This window comes from Micromonospora sp. C28SCA-DRY-2 (genome assembly GCF_030519475.1).
Classification (GTDB): domain Bacteria; phylum Actinomycetota; class Actinomycetes; order Mycobacteriales; family Micromonosporaceae; genus Micromonospora.
Genome location: NZ_JAUMKD010000005.1, coordinates 381,824 through 399,036, shown reverse-complemented (window position 1 = coordinate 399,036; position 17,213 = coordinate 381,824). Strand labels below are relative to the sequence as shown.

Here is a 17,213-nt window from a genome sequence, read left to right as displayed (position 1 = left end):
CCCGCCGGCGGGACGGTCAGCCGTGCCGTGCCGCCCGGGCCGCGACCGTCCGGGCCGTCTCGTGGTGCGATGCGGCCCGCTCCGGGTGCCCCAGGGCGGCGGCGAGGTCGCCGAGGTGCCCGGCCACCGGGCCGAGGGTGAGCACGCCGCTGCCCGCCCCGGCCAGCTCGTCGGCGGCGGGCAGCAGTTCGGCGTAGGCGTGCCGCATGGTGGCCCGGTCGTCGAGGGCGAGCGCGGCGCGGGCGGCGAGGCAGAGCCGGGCCTCGCGGAGCAGGTCGTGCGGCGACTCCGGCAGGGCCCGCAGCGCCTCGGCGGCCTCGTCCCGCAGACCGGCCCGGAGCAGCACCAGCGGCCGGGCCCACGGCTGGTACGGCCCGAAGTCCCAGCCCGCCCAGTCGTCCGGGTCACCCGGCGGCGGTCCGGCCGCCAGCCACCCCGCCTCGGCCTCCGGCCCGGCCAGCCGCAGGCAGAGCAGCGCGAGGGCGAGCAGCCCCTGCTCCATGCCGGGCATCCCGCTGCCGGCGAGGCGGGCCTGGGCGGCGCGGTACCGGGCCTCCGCGGCGGCCGGTTGCCCGTCCACGGCCAGCCGCAGGGCGGCGTACCAGCCGGTGAAGACGCCCACCAGCGGCAGGTCGTACCGCTCGGCGAGGCGGTCGGCGGCGCTGGCGTGGGCGTCCGCGGCGGCGAGGTCGGCCAGCGCGCAGTGGGCCTGGAGCAGGACGAGGTGACCGAGGACCTCGAAGCTCACCAGCTCGTGCCGGGCCGCCAGGTCGACCAGTTCGGCGCCGATCCGGGCGCGCTCGCCCGCGAGGCCGGTGCGGGCGAAGGTGTGCAGGTAGCGGGCGTTCAACGCGACCGCCAGCAGCGCCGGGTCCGCCAGCCGCCGGGCGATGGCCTCCGCCTCGCCGGCCGCCCGGCGGCCCCGGTCCGTGGTGGTGCCGCGCAGCTCCAGGGCGAGGGTGCTCAGCAGCCGGCCGCGCCGGGCCGGCTCGTCCCCGCCGGGTGCGGCCAGGGCCCGCTCCGCGGCCCGGACCAGTTCGCCGGAGAGCCGCTCGTCGTCGTTGCGGGTCCAGCTCGCGGGCACGTCGAACGCGGTCAGCAGGCTCGTGGTCAGGTCGGGTTCGTCGAGCCGGGCGGCGGTGGCGAGCGCGGCGGACCGGAGCCGGCGGGCCTCGTCGAGGTGGCCGGTGACGGCGAGCGCCCGGCCCAGGCCCATCACCGCCACCAGCCGTCCGCGTACGTCGCCGCCACCGGCCCGGTCGTGGGCGGCGACCGCCTGCCGCCACCGGCGGGCCGCCTCGTGCGGGCTGAACCGGCGCTCGGCCTGCTCGGCGGCGGCCCGGGCGTAGCGTGCGGCGCGCGGTGCGGTGGCCCGGCTGGCGGCGTGGGTGAAATGGTGGGCCAGGGTGGCCACGTCCTCCGGGTGCAGCCGTTCGACGGCCGCACCGGCGGCGGCGTGCCACCCGGCGCGGCGCAGCGCGGACAGGTCGCCGTAGAGGGTGTCCCGCACCAGGATGTGGGTGAACCGCAGCCGCCCGTCGGCGCCGTGTTCGGTGAGGAAGCCGGCGTGCAGGGCGTGGTCCAGCGCGTCGAGCACTGTCGCCGGGTCACCGCTCATCGCGGCGAGGACCTCCGGGTCGACGTCGCGGCCGAGGACGGCGGCCTGGCGCAGCACGGTCCGTGCGTCCTCCGGCAGCCGGCCGAGCCGGTGCCGGATGACGTCCCGCACCCCGGCGGGCACCTCGCGCAGCGCCGCGTCCCCCTCGGCGGCCAGCAGCCGCGCCAGCTCGCGGACGAAGAACGGGTTCCCGCCGCTGCGCTGGTGGATCAGGTGCACCACGGACGGGTCGAGGTCCGGCCCGGCGACCGCGCGGGCCAGCTCGCCGGTCGCCGGCTCGGCGAGCCCGCCCAGGTAGACCCGGACCGGCTCGGTGCGGGCGACCCGGGCCAGCGCCGCGGTCAGCTCCGGGCCGATCTCGGCGGCCCGGTACGTGCCGACCACCAGCACCGGGCCGGTGACCGGCTCGGGCTCGCCGACCAGGGCGGTCAGCAGGTCCAGGCTGTCCGGGTCGGCGCGGTGCAGGTCGTCGACGACCAGCAGCACCGGCGCCCGGGCGGCGGCCGCGGTGACCAGCGCGGCGACGGCCCGGTGCAGGCGGAACCGGCGCGCCGCCGGGTCCTCGACCCGGTCCGGACCGGGCGCCGGGGTGGGTCCGGCCGGCGGGGTCGGAGGGCTGTCGGGCGCGACCGCCGAAGCGGCGAGCGGGGTCGCGGACCCGGCCGGCGCGGTAGCGGGCCCGGCCGGCGCGGTTTCCGGTCGGGCCGGGCCGGTGGGTTGGGTGGCTGCCGTGAGGGCGTCGGTGAGCTGGGTCCACGGCCCGGCGACGGGCGCGCCCTCGTACTCGGGGCTGCGGCCCCACGCGGTCGTCCAGCCGGCGGCCGAGAGGCGCCGGGCGAGCGCGTCGGCGAGCGCGGTCTTGCCGGCGCCGGCGTCGCCGGAGACCAGCGCGAGCGCGGGCCGGCCGCGCTGGACGACGCGCTCGGCGGCCTGCCGCAGCTGGCCGAGCTCCTCGCCCCGACCGACGAACGGCCGCCGGTTCTCGGCCACGTCCGGCGACGGCACCGCGGCCGGCCCTGCCTCGCCGACCGCCGTCGGCGCCCCGGCCGGTGTCGGGCCCCCGGCCGGCACGGGCCCTGCGGGTGGCACGGGCCCGGTTGGTGGCACCGGCCCTGCGGCCGGTACGGGCTCGGTGGATGGCGCGGCCCCGGCGCTCGGCACGGGCCCGGCGGGTGGCGCGGGCGCGGTGGGCGACACCGCCCCGGCGGGCAGCACCGGCCCGGTGGGCGGTTCCGGCGGGGTGAGGTGCGGGGCCTGGGCGAGGATGTCCGCCTCCAGTTGCCGCAGCCGCGGGCCCGGGTCCACGCCGAGTTCGCTGACCAGGGTGGCGCGGGCCTGGCGCAGCGCGGCCAGCGCCTCACCCTGGCGGCCGGACCGGTAGCGGGCCAGGGCCAGCAATGCCCAGGCGTCCTCGCGGAGCGGGTGGGCGGCGGTGTGCGCCCGCAGGTCGGTGGCGGCCTCGGCGGCCCGGCCCAGCGACAGCAGCGCCTCGGCGCGGCGTTCCACCGCCAGCGTCCGCAGCTCGTCCAGCCGGTTGATCTCGGCGCGGGCCCAACCCTCCCCGGCGAACTCGGCGTACGCGGGGCCGCGCCACAGGGCGAGCGCGTCCGTCAGGCGGTCCAGCGCCGTCCCGGCCCGGCCGGCGGCGAGCAGCCGGCCCGACTCGGCGACCGCGTCCTCGAACCGCCAGGCGTCGACCGCGTCCGGCGCGGCCCGCAGGGCGTAGCCGGGCGGGACGGTGACCAGCGTCCGGGCGGGTTGTCGGGGCCGCCGGTCGGGCTCCAGGGCCCGGCGCAGATCGGCCACGAAGGTCCGGACCGCCGCGACCGCACCGTCGGAGGGCTCCGCCCACAGATCACCGACGAGCCGCTCGACCGGCACCACCCGGCCCCGGGCGATGAGCAGCCGGGCCAGCACCGCACGCTGCCGGGGCCCCTTCAGCGGGACGGGACCGCGGGCGTCGAGGGCGCGGACCGGCCCCAGCACGCCGAAGGTCACCCCCTCCGTCACCGCCCCGGTCATGGCACCCAATCTAGGTCGGTGCCCGGTGGCGAGGTGATCGTCCTGGCCGGTGCGTGCGGAGCGGCACTCATCCGCTGCTCATCCGCCGCTGATCGCGGCCGGTCAGGCTCGACGGGTCCGAGCACCGGCGGCCCGCCGGTGACACCAGAGCTGACATCCAGGAAGGCCCGTCGTGAACCAGATCCCCGGATTCGACTACCGCCGCGTCACCGTCGCCGACGGCGTGGCGCTCAACGTGGCCGTCGGCGGCTCCGGCAGCCCGATCGTGCTGCTGCACGGCTTCCCGCAGACCCACCTCATGTGGCGGCACGTGGCCGCCGACCTCGCCGCGGACCACACGGTGATCTGCCCCGACCTGCGCGGCTACGGCAACAGCGACAAGCCGGCCGACGCCGACGGAACCGCGTACTCGAAGCGGACGATGGCCGCCGACGTCGTCGCGCTGGCCCGGGCCCTGGGGCACGAGCGCTTCGCCCTGGCCGGGCACGACCGCGGCGCCCTGGTCGCCATCCGCGCCGGCCTCGACCACCCGGCCACGGTCACCCACCTCGCCTCGCTCGACGTGCTGCCCACCCTGGACATGTGGGAGGTGATGCGGGGCACCAGCGCCGCCGTCGGCTTCCACCTCTACCTGATGGCCCAGCCGCCCGGCCTGCCCGAGCAGCTCATCGGCGCCAGCCCGGACGCCTTCTTCGGCCACTTCCTCGACATCTGGACGCAGGACCCGGAGGCCGTCCCGCCGGACGTGCGGGCCGCGTACCTGGCCGCGTCCCGGGCGGCGGTGCCCTCGATCGTCGCCGACTACCGGGCGTCGGCCGGCATCGACGTGGCCCACGACGAGGCCGACCGGGCGGCCGGCAACCGGCTGCGGATGCCGGTGACAGTGCTCCAGCAGGACTGGGGCGCGGCGCTGGGCTTCGACGCCGCCGGGCTGTGGCGGGCGTGGGCGGCGGACCTGGAGCACCGCACCGTCTCCTGCGGGCACTTCATGGCCGAGGAGGCCCCCGCCGAGGTCGTCAAGGCGCTGCGCGCCCTGCTGGCCCGGTGACCGCGGCGCCGGTGCCGGGGCGGGCGGGTCGACCGTCGCGCGCGGCACCGGCGCGGGACGGCAGCGGCGGCTCCGGCCCGGCTAGGGTGGCGGCGTGACAGTGTCGCTCCCCCTCGCCTCCGGCCGGGACGCCGACGTGGTCGCCGTCCGGACGCGGCTCGGCCCGTACGGGGCCGACCGGGTGGCCGAGGTGGCCGCCCTGATCCGGGCCGGGGCGACCGGATGACCGGCCGGCTGGCCCAGCTCTGGCGGTACCCGGTCAAGTCGATGCTCGGCGAGCGGCTGGGCGCGGCCGAGGTGACCGCGACGGGGGTGGCCGGCGACCGGGGGCTGGCCCTGGTGCACCGGGAGACCGGCCGGGTGGCCAGCGCCAAGCACCCCCGGCACTGGCGCGGCCTGCTCACCCTCCGGGCGGCCGGCGCCGCGCCCGGACCGGTGCGGATCACCCTGCCCGACGGGCGGATAGTGTCGAGTGTGGACGGCGACGTGGACGAGATCCTGTCCCGGGTGCTCGGCGCGCCGGTGACGCTGACCGGCACCCCGCCCGACGGGGCGGTGCTGGACCGGGCCCGTCCGGAGGCGGTGCTGGACGCCGGCGTCACCGCGGACGTGCCGGTGGACCTGAGCCCGCTCGGCACCGCCGCGCCGGGGACGTTCTTCGACTTCGCCCCGATCCACCTGGTCACCACCGCCACCCTGCGCCGGCTGGCCGCCGGCGGCAGCGGGGCGGCGCACGCGCCCGGCAGCGCCGGCCCGCTCGGCGACACCATCGGGGCGCCGGAGCGCGGTGACGGGCCCGGCGGCGGCTTCGAGCCGGTGCGCTACCGGCCGAACCTGGTGATCGACGTCGCGGCCGACGGGTTCGTGGAGAACGACTGGGTCGGGCGCGAGCTGCGGATCGGCGATGCCCTGGTGCTGCGGGTGCTCGCGGCCACGCCGCGCTGCGCGGTGCCGACCCTGGCGCACGGCGAGCTGCCCCGTGCGGTGGCGGCGCTGCGGGCGCCGGCCCGGCTCAACCGGATCGCGCCCCTGCCCCAGCTCGACCCGCAGCCCTGCGTCGGCGCGTACGCACAGGTGGTGCGGGCCGGGCGGGTCACGCAGGGGGCGCCGGTCGAGGTCGGCTGAGCCGGCTCAGTCGTCGTCCTCGTTGTCGCCGGGCACCCCGGTGACCCGGTCGAGCAGGTCGTTCAGGCGGTCGGCGGCGTCCGGCGAGATCCGTTCCCGCTCCTCCGCCTCGGCGATGCGCTCGCGCAGGTCCTCGATCCGCTTGGCGCGGTCCTTCGGCTTGCCCCGGGCCAGGTCGACGAGCTTGTCCCGCAGCTCCTCGACCGTCCGCCGGTCGATCTCGCCGCGGGCCTGGATCTGGGCGAGCAGCGCGGCGAACTCGGCGGCGAGTTGCCGGAACCCGACCGGCTGCGCTCCGCTGCCGGTCGACGGTGGGACGCTGCTCGGCTCCGGCGCCGGCTCGCTGCTGCTGGGCGGCGCGGCCGGGGCGGTGGCGGACGGGCCGGCCGCGCTCGGCGCGTTGCCGTCGCCGTCGGCGAGGACGAGCACCCCGACCAGGCCGACCAGCAGCGCCAGGCCGGCGGCGACCAGCCCGGTCAGCGCCCGGTTCGGCCGGTCGGGCGCCCGCTGGGGCGCCGTCGGGCCCGGCACCGCCCCGGCGGCCGGCCGGGGGTGCGCCAGGGACCGGTCGACCAGGGTGGGCGGGTGCCCGGCCGGCGGGCGGGCGGTGCCGACGGGCACGGCCGGCAGGATGGCGGTGGGCGGGTCGGCCGGCTGACCGGCGCCGAACCGGCCGGCCAGCTGCGCCGCGGTGGGGCGGCGGGCCGGGTCGGCGGCCAGGCAGGCCAGGGTCAGCTCGGCGATGTCGGCGGGCAGGCCGGGGATCCGCAGCGGAGGCACCGGGGTGTGCCGGGCGTGCACCTCCATCGCGTCCTCCCAGGTCTGCACGGGCAGCGGGGCCCGACCGGTGAGGGTGCGGTAGAGCAGCGCGCCGAGGGCGTAGACGTCGCTGGCCGGATCCGGCGCCCCGGGCCTCATCCGCTCCGGGGCGAAGTAGGCCGGCGTGCCCATCAGCAGCTCGCCGGTCTGCCCGGCGAGCGGATGGTGCGGGCCGGCGAGGGCGGCGATGCCGAAGTCGAGCACCTTGGCGCCGGTGTCGGTGAGCATGACGTTGCCCGGCTTGATGTCGCGGTGCACCACCCCGATGCGGTGGGCGGCGGCGAGCGCCGCGGCGACCTGGCCGGCCATCCGCACCGCGTCGGGCCAGGCGAGCGGGCCGGTGGTGAGCCGGTCGGCCAGGTTGCGCCCCTCGACCAGCTCCATCACCAGGTACGGCACCACCGTGCCGCCGGCCAGGGTCGCTTCGCCGTAGTCGTACACCTGGGTGACGTGCGGGTGGGTGAGCCGGGCAGCGGCGCGGGCCTCGCGCTGGATGGTGGCCCGCAGCTGCGGGTCGGCGGCCAACTCGCCGGCGAGCGCCTTCACCGCGACCGGGCGACCGAGCACCTCGTCGTCGGCGCGCCACACCTCGGACATCCCGCCGAGGCCGATGCGCTCGCGCAGGACGTACCGGTCGTGCAACCGAAGGCTGGGACTGAACGGCGACATAGGCATCCAGTCTGCCTGGCCCGCCGGACCGGCCACCAGCCGCGGTGCCCGGTCCGGCACCGGCCGTGCCCGATCGTGCCGGTACGTCCGGTCTCGCGGGTGGCGGCCGCCACCCGCGAGGGCGGCTACGAGCAGCGCGGCGGCGCCGGCAGCGGCGCCGGCTGGATCCGGTCGGCGAGCCGGCGCAGCGCGGCGGCGGTGGCTCGGCGGGTGGGCGCGAGCCGGGCCGACCGGGGCCGCTCGGGGCGGACCGGCGCGTCCGGCCGGGCGGAGTTGACGTGTCGGGTCACCGCGTCGATGGCGAAGATGTAGCCGGTGGGCTGTTCCATGGTCAACTCCTCGGGACGGGTCCGGTGGTCGACCGGACGACGAGTGCGGTGGGCAGCAGGACGTGCCCGGCGGTGGGTTCGGTGGGCGGGTCGAGCAGCAGTTCGGCGGCGATGCGCCCCTTCTCCTCGGCCGGCTGGCGGACGGTGGTGAGGCCGACCTCGGCGGCCTCGGCGATGTCGTCGAAGCCGGTCACCGAGACCGGCGGCCGGCCGGGGTCGCCGTGGGCGGCGAGCGCGTCGAGCACGCCCAGCGCCAGCACGTCGGAGCAGGCGAGCACGGCGGTCGGCGGGTCGGCCGCGGCGAGCGTGTCGGTCACCGCCGCGGCGCCGGCCGCCCGGCTGTTGTCGGCCGCGTTGAGCACGGTCAGCTCGGACCAGTCGACGCCGACCTCGGCGAAGGCGTCGGCGAACCCGGCGAGCCGGCCCCGGGTGGTGGGGTGCGGGGCGTCGTCCGGCCCGGCGAGCCGCAGCGGGCCCGGCGTCGCGCCCGGCAGCACGCCGTCGCCGAGCAGCGCCACCCGCCGGTGACCGAGCCCGGCCACGTGGGCGGCGATCGACCGGGCCGCGGCGCGCTCGTCGATGCCGACGTACCGGTCGGCGGGGCCGGCGTCCGGGCGGGGCACGGTGGTGACGATCGGCAGGCCCCGCTCGCGGAGCACGTCGACCACCCAGCCCTCGTCGCCGACGCAGTAGACGCAGAACCCGTCGACCGCGGCGTTCTCCACCGCCCGCCGGGCGGCGGACTCGTCGGGCGGCACCGGCACGAGCAGCAGGCTGGTGCCGTGCCGCTCGGCCGCGGCGGCGACGCCGGCCAGGAAGCGGACCGCGAACGGGTCGGTGAAGGCGTACGACAGCACCGGCTCGAAGAGCACGCCGATCGCGCCGACGTAGCCGCGTCGCAGCGACCGCGCGGTGGGGTTGGGACCGGGGTAGCCGATCCGCTGGGCGGTCTCCAGGATCCGCCGGCGCAGCTCGGCGGAGAGCTGGTCGGGACGGCTGTAGGCGTTGGAAACGGTGCTGCGGGAGACGCCGACGGCGTCCGCCACGGCTTGCAAGGTCGGCTTCACCGGCACGCCTCCTTCTGGATCGATTCAGTCTGGATCGATTCAGAGACTAGCCGGAGGGCGCACATCGGTCAACGGGAATGCCGAAAACGACCGTCGGACGTGCGGTTCCCCGGCGCGACCGACGGTGCGGTGACCGGCGGGCGGGGCGGCGGTCAGGGCTTGCGGGCGACCGCTCCGTACATGCTGACCTCGGCGGCCGACGGGCGGGGCCGTGGTTCGCCGTCGGCCCGCCACTCGGCGACCGAGGTGAGGCCGGGCTCGACCAGGTCGAGGCCGGTGAAGAACCGGGCAACCTCGGCGCGGCTGCGCAGGGCGATCAGGCCGTGCGGGCCGCCGGCCCGGCCCGCCGCCCTCGCCTCCGCGGCGACCTCCGGCGGCAGGTGGTCGGCGGTGGCGTGCGACGCGGCCAGGTAACTGCCGGCGGGCAGCGCGTCGAGCAGCCGGCCGACCACGCCCCACGGGTCGTCGGAGTCCGGGACGAAGTGCAGGATCGCCACCAGCATCAGCCCGACCGGCCGGGTCAGGTCGATGGTGCGCCGCAGGTCGGGGTGGGCCAGGATCCGCTCCGGGCCGCGCAGGTCCGCGTCGAGGTACGCGGTCGCGCCCTCGGCCGAACTGGTGAGCAGCGCCCGGGCGTGGGCGAGCACGATCGGGTCGTTGTCGACGTAGACCACCCGCGACTCGGGCGCGACGGCCTGGGCGACCTCGTGGGTGTTGTCGGCGGTCGGGATGCCGGTGCCGATGTCGAGGAACTGGCGGATGCCCGCCTCGCGGGCCAGGTGGCCGACGGCGCGCTGGAGGAACCGGCGGTTCTCCAGGGCGGTGGTGCGGATGGTCGGGAAGGCGGCGGCGATGGCGTCCCCGGAGTCCCGGTCGGCCTGGAAGTTGTCCTTGCCGCCGAGCCAGTAGTTGTAGCGGCGGGCCGGGTGGGCAACCGAGGTGTCGATGCGGTCGCTTCGGTGGGCGGGTCCGGTCGGGTGCCCCGGGGCATCGGTGGTCACGGCCGCCTCCCCGACTCTCGCGCCACCCGCCGGTGGGGCCGTGCACTGTCGCTGGTCGCCCATGCCAGCGCCGGAGAGCCGATCACTGCGGGTAGAGCTCGTCGCGGATCCGAGCGAGCAGTTCCGGCGTCCGTTCCGGCGGCTCGGCCTCGACGCAGAGCCGCTCCATCGCCACCGCGTAGTAGTCGAGGTCGTCGCGCTTGTCGAGGTAGAGCGCGCTGGTGAGCTGCTCGATGTAGACGATGTCGGGCAGGTCCTGGTCGCCGAAGCGCAGGATGCTGAAGGCGCCGCCGGCCGCGGCGTGGCCGCCCGCGGTGAACGGGACGACCTGCAACCGGATGTTCGGCGCCGCGGTCGCCTCGATCAACGCGGTCAGCTGTTCCCGCATCACCGCCGGCCCGCCGATCGGCCGGCGTAGCGCGGCCTCGTCGACCACCGCCCAGAGCTGGGGCGGCTGCGGGCGGCGCAGCAGCTGCTGGCGTCGCATCCGCAGGTCGACCCGGCGGTCGACCTCCGCGGCGTCGGCCCGGGAGTGGCCGAGCAGCACCACGGCCCGGGCGTACGCAGCGGTCTGCAACAGGCCGGGAACGAACTGCACCTCGTAGGTGCGGATCAGCGCGGCGGCGGCCTCCAGCCCGAGGTAGGACTGGAACCAGCTGGGCAGCACGTCGCCGTAGCGGTGCCACCAGCCCGGGCTGTTCGCGTCGCGGGCGAGCTTGAGCAGCGGTTCCCGCTCCTCGGGCGCGGTGACGCCGTAGAGGGTGAGCAGGTCGGCGACGTCGCGCTCCTTGAAACCGACCCGGCCCAGTTCCATCCGGCTGATCTTGGATTCGGAGGCGCGGATCTCCCAGCCGGCGCCCTCCCGGGTCACCCCGCTGGCCTCCCGCAGCCGCCGTAACTGGGCGCCCAGCAGCATCCGCAGCACGGTCGGGCCGGTCGCCGGACCGCCCTCTGCGGAAACCATGGTCATGTGCCGCCCTCCGCACCCCGACCGGGCGCTCCCGCCCAGCCGACGTGTAAGCATGCCATGAACCGTGAGTGAGGTGTACTCCTCCGAACCGGCGGATCGGGTCCGGTCGACGGGACGGCCGGTCAGCCGATCAGGTGGTCGAAGTCCCCGTCCCGCGCGCCGAGCACGAACGCGGCGATCTCGTCCACTGTGTAGATCAGCGCCGGACCCTCCGGGTAGCGGGAGTTGCGCACCGCGATGCCGGCCCCGCCGGGCAGCTCGGCCAGCTCGACGCAGTTGCCGCTGGGGTTGCTCCGGCGGCTCTTCTGCCAGGTGAGCGGGGGCAGCTGGTTGATCGGAACGCCGTTGGGTGGCTGCTGCATCAAGCGGTGTCTTTCTCTCCGGGAGCCCGCCGGCGCCGGCCGGGATTGCCGCGGCGGTCGACGAAAGGCTTCCTGCACGTGCATCTGCTCTTGCATCTGCATCGGACGGCGAGCATGATAACGCACGTGAATGGTGCTCAGCCGTTCACGCTGAGTTACTCCGCGCCGGCTTGTTCTGGCCGGACAGCAGCCGCCCGGCGACGGCCGGAGGCGTTGCGCGATGGGAGGGTTCGTGCCGGATCCGATGTCCGTGGCGTCCGGCATCTGCGCCGCTGGCGCGCTCCTCACCTCCTGGCAGCTGCGGCAGCGGGCGCTGCGCGCCGAGGCCGAGATCGAGCATCTCCAGGCCGAGCTGGCGGCCGAACGGCACGCCGCCAGCCACGACCCGCTCACCGGCCTGCCCAACCGGCGCGCCTTCTACCGCCTGGCCGCCACCCTGCTCACCCGCGCGGACGGCCGGACGCTGATCGCCGTGGTCGTCGACCTCGACGACTTCAAGCAGGTCAACGACCGCTTCGGGCACGCCGCCGGCGACCAGGTGCTGATCATCGTCGCCGAGCGGTTGACCGCGTTCGCCGGCGACAACCTGGTGGCCCGGCTCGGCGGCGACGAGTTCGCCGGCCTGCTGGCCAGCCCGACCGTCGACCGGCGGTGGATCGACCACGCCACCCGGCGGCTCGGCGAGACGCTCGGCGCGCCCATCCCGCTCGGCGGGCGCAGCGTACGGGTCACCGCGTCGGTCGGGCTCGCGCCGGTCACCGGCCCGGCGCAGCTCACCGAGGCGCTCGGGCGCGCCGACGCCGCGATGTACCGGGCCAAGAGCCTCGGCACCGGCCGGGCGCCCCGGCAGCTGGTGGACAGCCCCCGCCTCGCCGAGTGCTGACCACGCCCCTGGGCGCGCCGGTCAGGCCCGGGCCGGGCGCAAGTCACTCAGCTTGACCGCGTACCGGTTACCGTCGGCGGCCTCGGCCCGCCACAGCAGGGCGCGCCGGTCGGCGCCGAGGTCGACCGGCTCGGTGGCGGTGAGGCGCACCCCGAAGTCGCGGTGCACCCACTCGGTCAGCGGCAACGGGTCGTCGGCCATCGGTACACCGTGCCAGCGGCGGTCGGTACGTGCGTACCGAATATCGCCGCCGGCGGATCACGCCAGGGTCTTCAGGTACTCCTCGAGCGCGTTGTAGGACTCGGCGGCGCCCTGTTCCATCCCGGAGCCGACCATGCCGTCCCGCTCCTCCTTGGTGTCGAAGCGGGTGGTCCCGGTGACCACGGTGCGGCCGTCCTGCTCGGTGAAGACCAGCGTCTCCACCGCGACGTGTCCCGGCATGCCCTCGTACTCGAAGGTCTGCACGATCCGCTCCGGCGCCTGGATCTCGCGGAACTCGCCCCGGAAGCCGTAGGAGTTGCCGTCCTGGGCGTGCTCGACGTAGCGGTAGCGGCCGCCCACCCGGAAATCGATCTCGACGTCGAGCGGGTTGCCCCGCCCCCACCAGCGCTTCAGGTGTTCCGCCTGGGTGTGCGCGGCGAAGACCAGGTCGCGCGGGGCGTCGAAGACGCGGGTGAGGGTGATCTCGTGGTCGGAGGGAAGCTCCACGACCAGGTTACTGAGCTGACTCATCGCTGTTCTCCTTCAGTTCTCGCAGGTAGCTGTCCAACGTGTCGTAACGGTCGTCCCAGAGCCGGCGATACTGGTCGACCCACTCGGCGAGCGTGCGCAGCGGCGCCGGGTCGAGGCGGCACCGGCGCCACTGCGCCTCGCGGGTGCGCACGATCAACCCGGCCCGCTCCAACACGTTGAGGTGCTTGGAGATGGCCTGGACGCTCACCGGGAACGGCTCCGCCAACTCGTTGACGGTCGCCTCGCCGGCCGCCAGCCGGGCCAGGATGGCCCGCCGGGTCGGATCCGCGAGGGCGGCGAAGACGGTGCTGACCGGATCTGCTGACATCATCTCTCTCAACCATCTGGTTTATAAACCGATAGGTTGAACATACTCGTCCGAGCGCTGCTGTCAAGACGGTTCGGGAAACCGGTTCCGGTGGTTCGAGGTGTTCCGCGCCGGCCGTCGGGTATGTCGGCCACAGTTGCCCGACGGAAGGACCCGACGTGTCGATCCGCGCCCTGGTGCTCAACTGCACGTTGAAGCGGTCACCCGCCCCGTCGAGCTCCGACCTGCTCGGGCGGGAGGTGCTCGCCGCCCTCGCCGAACAGGGCGTCGACGGCGAGCTGATCCGGGTGGTCGACCACGACGTACGGTTCGGGGTCTCCACCGACGAGGGCGACGGCGACGAGTGGCCCGCGCTACGGGCCAAACTGCTGGCGGCGCAGATCCTCGTCATCGCCACGCCGATCTGGCTCGGCCAGCCGTCCAGCGTGTGCAAGCTCGTCCTCGAACGGCTCGACGCGGAACTGTCCGAAACCGACACCGAGGGCCGGCTGCGCACGTACGGGAAGGTGGCCGGCGTGGCGGTGGTCGGCAACGAGGACGGTGCGCACCACACCATCGGCCAGGTGCAGCAGGCGCTCAACGAGGTCGGGTTCACCTGCCCGGCCGCCGGCGCCACCTACTGGGTCGGCGAGGCGCTGCACAAGCTCGACTACCGCGACGCCGGGCCGAAGCCGGACACCACCGGCCGCACCACGAAGGCGCTGGCGCTCAACGCCGCGCACCTGGCCCGGCTGCTGGCCGAGCGGCCGTACCCGCCGCCGGGCGCCACGAACGCCGGGGTCGGTCCCAGCCGGGAGCCGGCCTGACCGGGCTGACGCCGGGTCAGCGCCACCCGTAGCCGGCGCGCAGCGCCCGACCCACCCGGTCGAAGCGGGCCCGGTCCAGCACCGCACCCTCCCGCCGGATGCTGTCCTCGCGCATGGTCAGCACCCGGTCCAGCCGCACCCAGCTCGGCCGGTTGTCCCGGTCCCAGGCCCCCGGGCCGAGGGCCAGCCAGTGCCGCTGCCCGTCCCGCTCGCTCTGGCTGGACAGCATCAGCCCGAACAGCGTCCGGCTGTGCCGGCCGACGACCAGCACCGGGCGGTCCTTGCCCTGGCGCGGGTCGTCCTCGTACGGCACCCAGGTCCAGACGATCTCCCCGGGGTCGGCGTGCCCGTCCAGCTCCGGGGCGTACGTCAGCTCACGGCGCTGCAACGCGGCGACCTGGCGCCGGCGGGCGACCTGGGCCGGCGCGGGCCCGGACCGCCGGGGACGCGGGACGACCGCGCTGCCCACCCGACCGATGCGCGCCGCCACGTTCCTCAACAGACCAGCCACGGCCGGCAGCCTATCCCCCGCGCCCCGCCGGCCCGGCGCAGGCCGGCGGCAATCCGGTGGAACTCCCCCGGTGGTCTCGTCGATGATCGTCGGCATGTCCATGCCCGCCCACCAGGTCCGCGCCCGCTACGGCGCGGAGACCATCACCGTCTACCAGGCGTACCCGCCGGAGATCGCCCGCGCCGCGCTGGCCGCCGGACGCTTCGTGCCACCGTTCAAGCGGGAGCGGATGACCTGGATCAAGCCGTCGTTCCGGTGGATGATGTACCGCTGCGGCTGGGCCACCAAGCCGGGGCAGGAACGCGTGCTGGCCGTCGAGATCACCCGGGCCGGGTTCGAGTGGGCGCTGGCGCACGCCTGCCTGAGCAGCTACGACCCGCAGCGGTACGCCGACCGGGCGACCTGGTCGCGCCAGTTGCGAGCCAGCCCGGTCCGGGTGCAGTGGGACCCGGAGCGGTCGCTGCGGCTGGCTCCGCTGCCGCACCGGTCGGTGCAGGTCGGCCTCTCCGGCGAGGCGGTGCGGCGGTACGTCGACGAGTGGCTGGTCGGCCTGACCGACGTGACCCCGACCGCCCGCGCCATCCGCGAGTTGCTCGACGCCGACGACGACCCGGCCGCCGAGGCGCTGCTGCCGCCCGAGCGCCCGTACCCGCTGCCGCCCGAGGTCGCCGCCGTGGTCGGCGCGACGACAGTCTGACGGATCCCGCCCGCCGCGTACCCGACCGGTGGCGACGGTGAGCGGGTGTCGAGCCGTCGATGCCGCCTGCGTCCGGCCGGCGCGTGCTTGACTGGGGCGGTCGGTGCGGGCACGGGCGAGGGCGGTGGCGGATGACCTTCGAGGTACGAACGCGGAGCCTGCCCGGTAGGCCGGCGGCGATCGGCTCCGCCGGGGCGTACACCCTGGTGGTGGACCGACCGGCGGACGGCGGCGGCGACGGCCTGGGGTTCAACGGGGGCCAGTTGCTCTACCTGGCGGTGGCCGGCTGCGTCTCCAACGACCTGTTCCGGGAGGCACGGGCGGCCGGCATCGAGCTGTGGCGGGTGGAGGTGACCGTGCGCGGCGACTTCACCGGCGAGCCGGCGGTCTCGACGGAGATCACCTACGACGTCCTGGTGGAGGGGAACGCCCCGGCCGAGCGGCTCGGCGAGCTGGTCGGCCGGGTGGACGCGATCGCGGAGATCCCCAACTCGCTACGCGCGGGCACGCCGGTGCGGCTGGGCCGGGCCGACGTGGTGGGCGGCGTCGGTGCCTGATCCGGCACGCCGGCGCGGCGCCGGTGGGGCCGGACCATCCCGCCGGAGCGCCGTCGCCGCCGTTCTCGCGCTGATGCTGCTGACCGGCTGCACCGACGGCGGGTCGTCGGGCGGGTCGCCGGTCGCGGGGCCGTCGGCGGTCGCCACCACCGCGACGCCGGGCCCGTCGGCCGCCGCGCCGGTGGTCGAGACCCGCGACGACCTCGCCGCCCTGTTCCGGCAGGCCGGGTTGCGCGGCACCTTCATGCTGTACGACGTGTCGGCCGGCCGCGTCGTGATGGTGGATCGGGCACGGGCCGAGCGCCGGTTCATCCCTGCGTCCACCTTCAAGATCCCGCACAGCCTGATCGCGCTGGAGACCGGCGTGGTGCGCGACGAGCACGAGAAGATCCCGTACGGCGGCCGCCCGCAGCGCGTCGCCGCCTGGGAGCGGGACATGGGGCTGCAGGACGCGATCCGGGTCTCCAACGTCCCGGTGTTCCAGGAGCTGGCCCGGCGGATCGGCGCGGAGCGCGAGCGGGAGTGGCTGAGCCGGCTCGGCTACGGCAACGGCGAGGTCGGCCCGGCGGTGGACCGGTTCTGGCTGAGCGGGCCGCTGGAGATCTCGGCCGACGAGCAGGCCCGGTGGCTGGCCCGGCTGGCCCGTGGCGACCTGCCGGCCGACCCGGCGCACCAGGCGACCGTACGGGACATCCTGCGTCTGGAGCGCACCGCCGAGCACAGCCTGTACGGCAAGACCGGCCTGACCGACGCCACCGATCCCGGCACCGGCTGGTGGGTCGGCTGGGTCGAGCGCGGCGACCGGCTCTACACGTTCGCCCTGAACGTGGACGCCACCACCGACGCGGACGCCGACCAGCGGCTGCCGCTGGGCCGACGGTTGCTGCACCGCCTCGGCGCGCTACCCACCGAGTGAGGAATTCGGAGGAAGCCCCACGTGGAGAAAGCCGCGTTCCGCAAGATCATTCCGGTGTCTCCGGTCCGCGAGCTTCGCCCCGGGACAGCGAATGGGGCTACCGGCAGGTCACCGGGCTGCGTGTTCGTCGAGTTCTCCGGCCCGCCCACCGTGGACCTGCTCGACGTCCTGGATGCGGGCCGCTGCGTACGAGCCGGCGATGCCGTGTACCTCGATGCGGTGGCGATGGCCGCGTGGATCGCCCACCCCGATTTCCATGTCGTCAAGTGACCCGGCCGCGCAGTTAGCGTCCTGGCGCTCCTAGTCCAGATCCGACCGCTTCTCGGCGATCCACTTCTCGACGTCCTCGGCGAGCCAGACGTTACCCATGGACAGCTGCGCCACCGGTTCCGGGAAGTCGCGGCGGTTGGTGATCTGGTAGACCCGCTGACGCGAGATCCCACCCAGCATGACGCGGATCTCTGCCGAGCCGACCAGCCTGAGCCGCTTCATGGCGGGGACACTAGCTGACCCGACTACCGGGCGAAGCGGATCGCGAGCGGTTTCAACACCAGGGACCGACCCCGCCCGCGGTAGGGCGCGAGCACCCCGGTCATCTCGCAGAAGGCGTGGGCCGGCACGTCGAGCCGGCGGGGCGGGCATCACTCGGTTCGAACGACCGACGAGGCGTAGCGCGCCTCGATGGTCACCTGAACCGGTCATGCCCGCCCTTGGGAGTACCAGCAGGAGCGTGTCCACCCCGGACGGATCGAG

Annotated in this window: 21 protein-coding genes; 9 read left to right on the top strand and 12 right to left on the bottom strand. The window is 75.9% G+C overall.

Translation table 11 applies throughout. The features are described from left to right. Positions 1-16: 16 nt before the first annotated feature. A complete protein-coding gene (locus Q3W71_RS22495; RefSeq protein WP_302921371.1) occupies positions 17-3,640 on the bottom strand; it encodes a BTAD domain-containing putative transcriptional regulator in 3,624 nt (1,207 codons plus the stop codon). A gap of 172 nt (positions 3,641-3,812) precedes the next feature. On the opposite strand from Q3W71_RS22495, the gene Q3W71_RS22490 reads away from it, so the two are divergent. The 3 genes from Q3W71_RS22490 to Q3W71_RS22480 all read left to right on the top strand — a co-directional run bounded on the left by Q3W71_RS22490 (position 3,813) and on the right by Q3W71_RS22480 (position 5,813). Beyond that, positions 3,813-4,688, top strand: coding sequence for an alpha/beta fold hydrolase (locus Q3W71_RS22490; RefSeq protein ID WP_302921370.1), 876 nt, complete (start codon positions 3,813-3,815; stop codon positions 4,686-4,688). A 94-nt stretch (positions 4,689-4,782) separates the two neighbouring features. Then, a complete protein-coding gene (locus tag Q3W71_RS22485) occupies positions 4,783-4,914 on the top strand; it encodes a hypothetical protein (RefSeq protein ID WP_302921369.1) in 132 nt (43 codons plus the stop codon). After that, positions 4,911-5,813 carry an MOSC domain-containing protein gene (locus tag Q3W71_RS22480; protein WP_302921368.1) on the top strand — a complete coding sequence of 301 codons (903 nt, stop codon included), beginning with the start codon at positions 4,911-4,913 and terminating at the stop codon, positions 5,811-5,813. Before Q3W71_RS22485 ends, Q3W71_RS22480 begins: the two co-directional genes overlap by 4 nt. A gap of 6 nt (positions 5,814-5,819) precedes the next feature. Here the strand turns inward: Q3W71_RS22480 and Q3W71_RS22475 are convergent, their stop codons facing one another. The 6 genes from Q3W71_RS22475 to Q3W71_RS22450 form a co-directional block, all read right to left on the bottom strand. Continuing rightward, a complete protein-coding gene (locus Q3W71_RS22475; RefSeq protein WP_302921367.1) occupies positions 5,820-7,301 on the bottom strand; it encodes a serine/threonine-protein kinase in 1,482 nt (493 codons plus the stop codon). Positions 7,302-7,426: 125 nt separating this feature from the next. Next, entirely contained in the window at positions 7,427-7,630 is a 204-nt protein-coding gene (locus Q3W71_RS22470) for a hypothetical protein (protein ID WP_302921366.1), read from the bottom strand. Between the two features lie 2 nt (positions 7,631-7,632). Then, complete coding sequence (locus Q3W71_RS22465) at positions 7,633-8,697, bottom strand: LacI family DNA-binding transcriptional regulator (protein WP_302921365.1); 1,065 nt, start codon at positions 8,695-8,697, stop codon at positions 7,633-7,635. Between the two features lie 152 nt (positions 8,698-8,849). Continuing rightward, positions 8,850-9,698 carry an SAM-dependent methyltransferase gene (locus Q3W71_RS22460; RefSeq protein WP_302921364.1) on the bottom strand — a complete coding sequence of 283 codons (849 nt, stop codon included), beginning with the start codon at positions 9,696-9,698 and terminating at the stop codon, positions 8,850-8,852. 82 nt (positions 9,699-9,780) lie between these two features. Beyond that, positions 9,781-10,668: a helix-turn-helix transcriptional regulator gene (locus Q3W71_RS22455; RefSeq protein WP_302921363.1), complete on the bottom strand. Its 888-nt coding sequence runs from the start codon at positions 10,666-10,668 to the stop codon at positions 9,781-9,783. Between the two features lie 122 nt (positions 10,669-10,790). Next, positions 10,791-11,030: a DUF397 domain-containing protein gene (locus tag Q3W71_RS22450; RefSeq protein ID WP_302921362.1), complete on the bottom strand. Its 240-nt coding sequence runs from the start codon at positions 11,028-11,030 to the stop codon at positions 10,791-10,793. A 232-nt stretch (positions 11,031-11,262) separates the two neighbouring features. Here Q3W71_RS22450 and Q3W71_RS22445 point away from each other — a divergent pair, with 232 nt between their 5' ends. Further along, positions 11,263-11,913, top strand: a complete 651-nt coding sequence (locus tag Q3W71_RS22445; RefSeq protein WP_302921361.1) for a GGDEF domain-containing protein — start codon at positions 11,263-11,265, stop codon at positions 11,911-11,913. A gap of 21 nt (positions 11,914-11,934) precedes the next feature. Here Q3W71_RS22445 and Q3W71_RS22440 read toward each other — a convergent pair whose 3' ends face one another. Genes Q3W71_RS22440 through Q3W71_RS22430 form a run of 3 tightly spaced genes read right to left on the bottom strand, consistent with a single transcriptional unit; the run spans position 11,935 to position 12,973 of the window. After that, positions 11,935-12,114 (bottom strand): hypothetical protein, encoded by a 180-nt coding sequence (locus Q3W71_RS22440; RefSeq protein ID WP_302921360.1) that lies wholly within the window; start codon positions 12,112-12,114, stop codon positions 11,935-11,937. A gap of 57 nt (positions 12,115-12,171) precedes the next feature. Beyond that, on the bottom strand, positions 12,172-12,645 hold the full coding sequence (locus tag Q3W71_RS22435) for an SRPBCC family protein (RefSeq protein ID WP_302921359.1): 474 nt from the start codon (positions 12,643-12,645) through the stop codon (positions 12,172-12,174). Beyond that, complete coding sequence (locus Q3W71_RS22430) at positions 12,629-12,973, bottom strand: helix-turn-helix transcriptional regulator (RefSeq protein ID WP_088994463.1); 345 nt, start codon at positions 12,971-12,973, stop codon at positions 12,629-12,631. The genes Q3W71_RS22435 and Q3W71_RS22430 overlap by 17 nt, the downstream gene beginning before the upstream one ends. A gap of 158 nt (positions 12,974-13,131) precedes the next feature. Between Q3W71_RS22430 and Q3W71_RS22425 the strand changes: the two genes are divergently transcribed. After that, positions 13,132-13,779, top strand: coding sequence for a flavodoxin family protein (locus Q3W71_RS22425; RefSeq protein WP_302921357.1), 648 nt, complete (start codon positions 13,132-13,134; stop codon positions 13,777-13,779). Positions 13,780-13,795: 16 nt separating this feature from the next. Here Q3W71_RS22425 and Q3W71_RS22420 read toward each other — a convergent pair whose 3' ends face one another. Then, positions 13,796-14,290, bottom strand: coding sequence for a type II toxin-antitoxin system PemK/MazF family toxin (locus Q3W71_RS22420; protein ID WP_302921356.1), 495 nt, complete (start codon positions 14,288-14,290; stop codon positions 13,796-13,798). Between the two features lie 94 nt (positions 14,291-14,384). Here Q3W71_RS22420 and Q3W71_RS22415 point away from each other — a divergent pair, with 94 nt between their 5' ends. The 4 genes from Q3W71_RS22415 to Q3W71_RS22400 all read left to right on the top strand — a co-directional run bounded on the left by Q3W71_RS22415 (position 14,385) and on the right by Q3W71_RS22400 (position 16,730). Beyond that, complete coding sequence (locus tag Q3W71_RS22415; RefSeq protein ID WP_302921354.1) at positions 14,385-14,987, top strand: DUF4291 domain-containing protein; 603 nt, start codon at positions 14,385-14,387, stop codon at positions 14,985-14,987. A gap of 131 nt (positions 14,988-15,118) precedes the next feature. Beyond that, a complete protein-coding gene (locus tag Q3W71_RS22410; protein ID WP_302921353.1) occupies positions 15,119-15,544 on the top strand; it encodes an OsmC family protein in 426 nt (141 codons plus the stop codon). A gap of 73 nt (positions 15,545-15,617) precedes the next feature. Beyond that, positions 15,618-16,460 carry a class D beta-lactamase gene (blaOXA, locus tag Q3W71_RS22405; RefSeq protein ID WP_302921352.1) on the top strand — a complete coding sequence of 281 codons (843 nt, stop codon included), beginning with the start codon at positions 15,618-15,620 and terminating at the stop codon, positions 16,458-16,460. Between the two features lie 21 nt (positions 16,461-16,481). After that, positions 16,482-16,730 carry a hypothetical protein gene (locus tag Q3W71_RS22400; RefSeq protein ID WP_302921351.1) on the top strand — a complete coding sequence of 83 codons (249 nt, stop codon included), beginning with the start codon at positions 16,482-16,484 and terminating at the stop codon, positions 16,728-16,730. A gap of 30 nt (positions 16,731-16,760) precedes the next feature. Here Q3W71_RS22400 and Q3W71_RS22395 read toward each other — a convergent pair whose 3' ends face one another. Then, positions 16,761-16,952, bottom strand: coding sequence for an AlpA family transcriptional regulator (locus Q3W71_RS22395; protein WP_302921350.1), 192 nt, complete (start codon positions 16,950-16,952; stop codon positions 16,761-16,763). Positions 16,953-17,213: the final 261 nt, after the last annotated feature.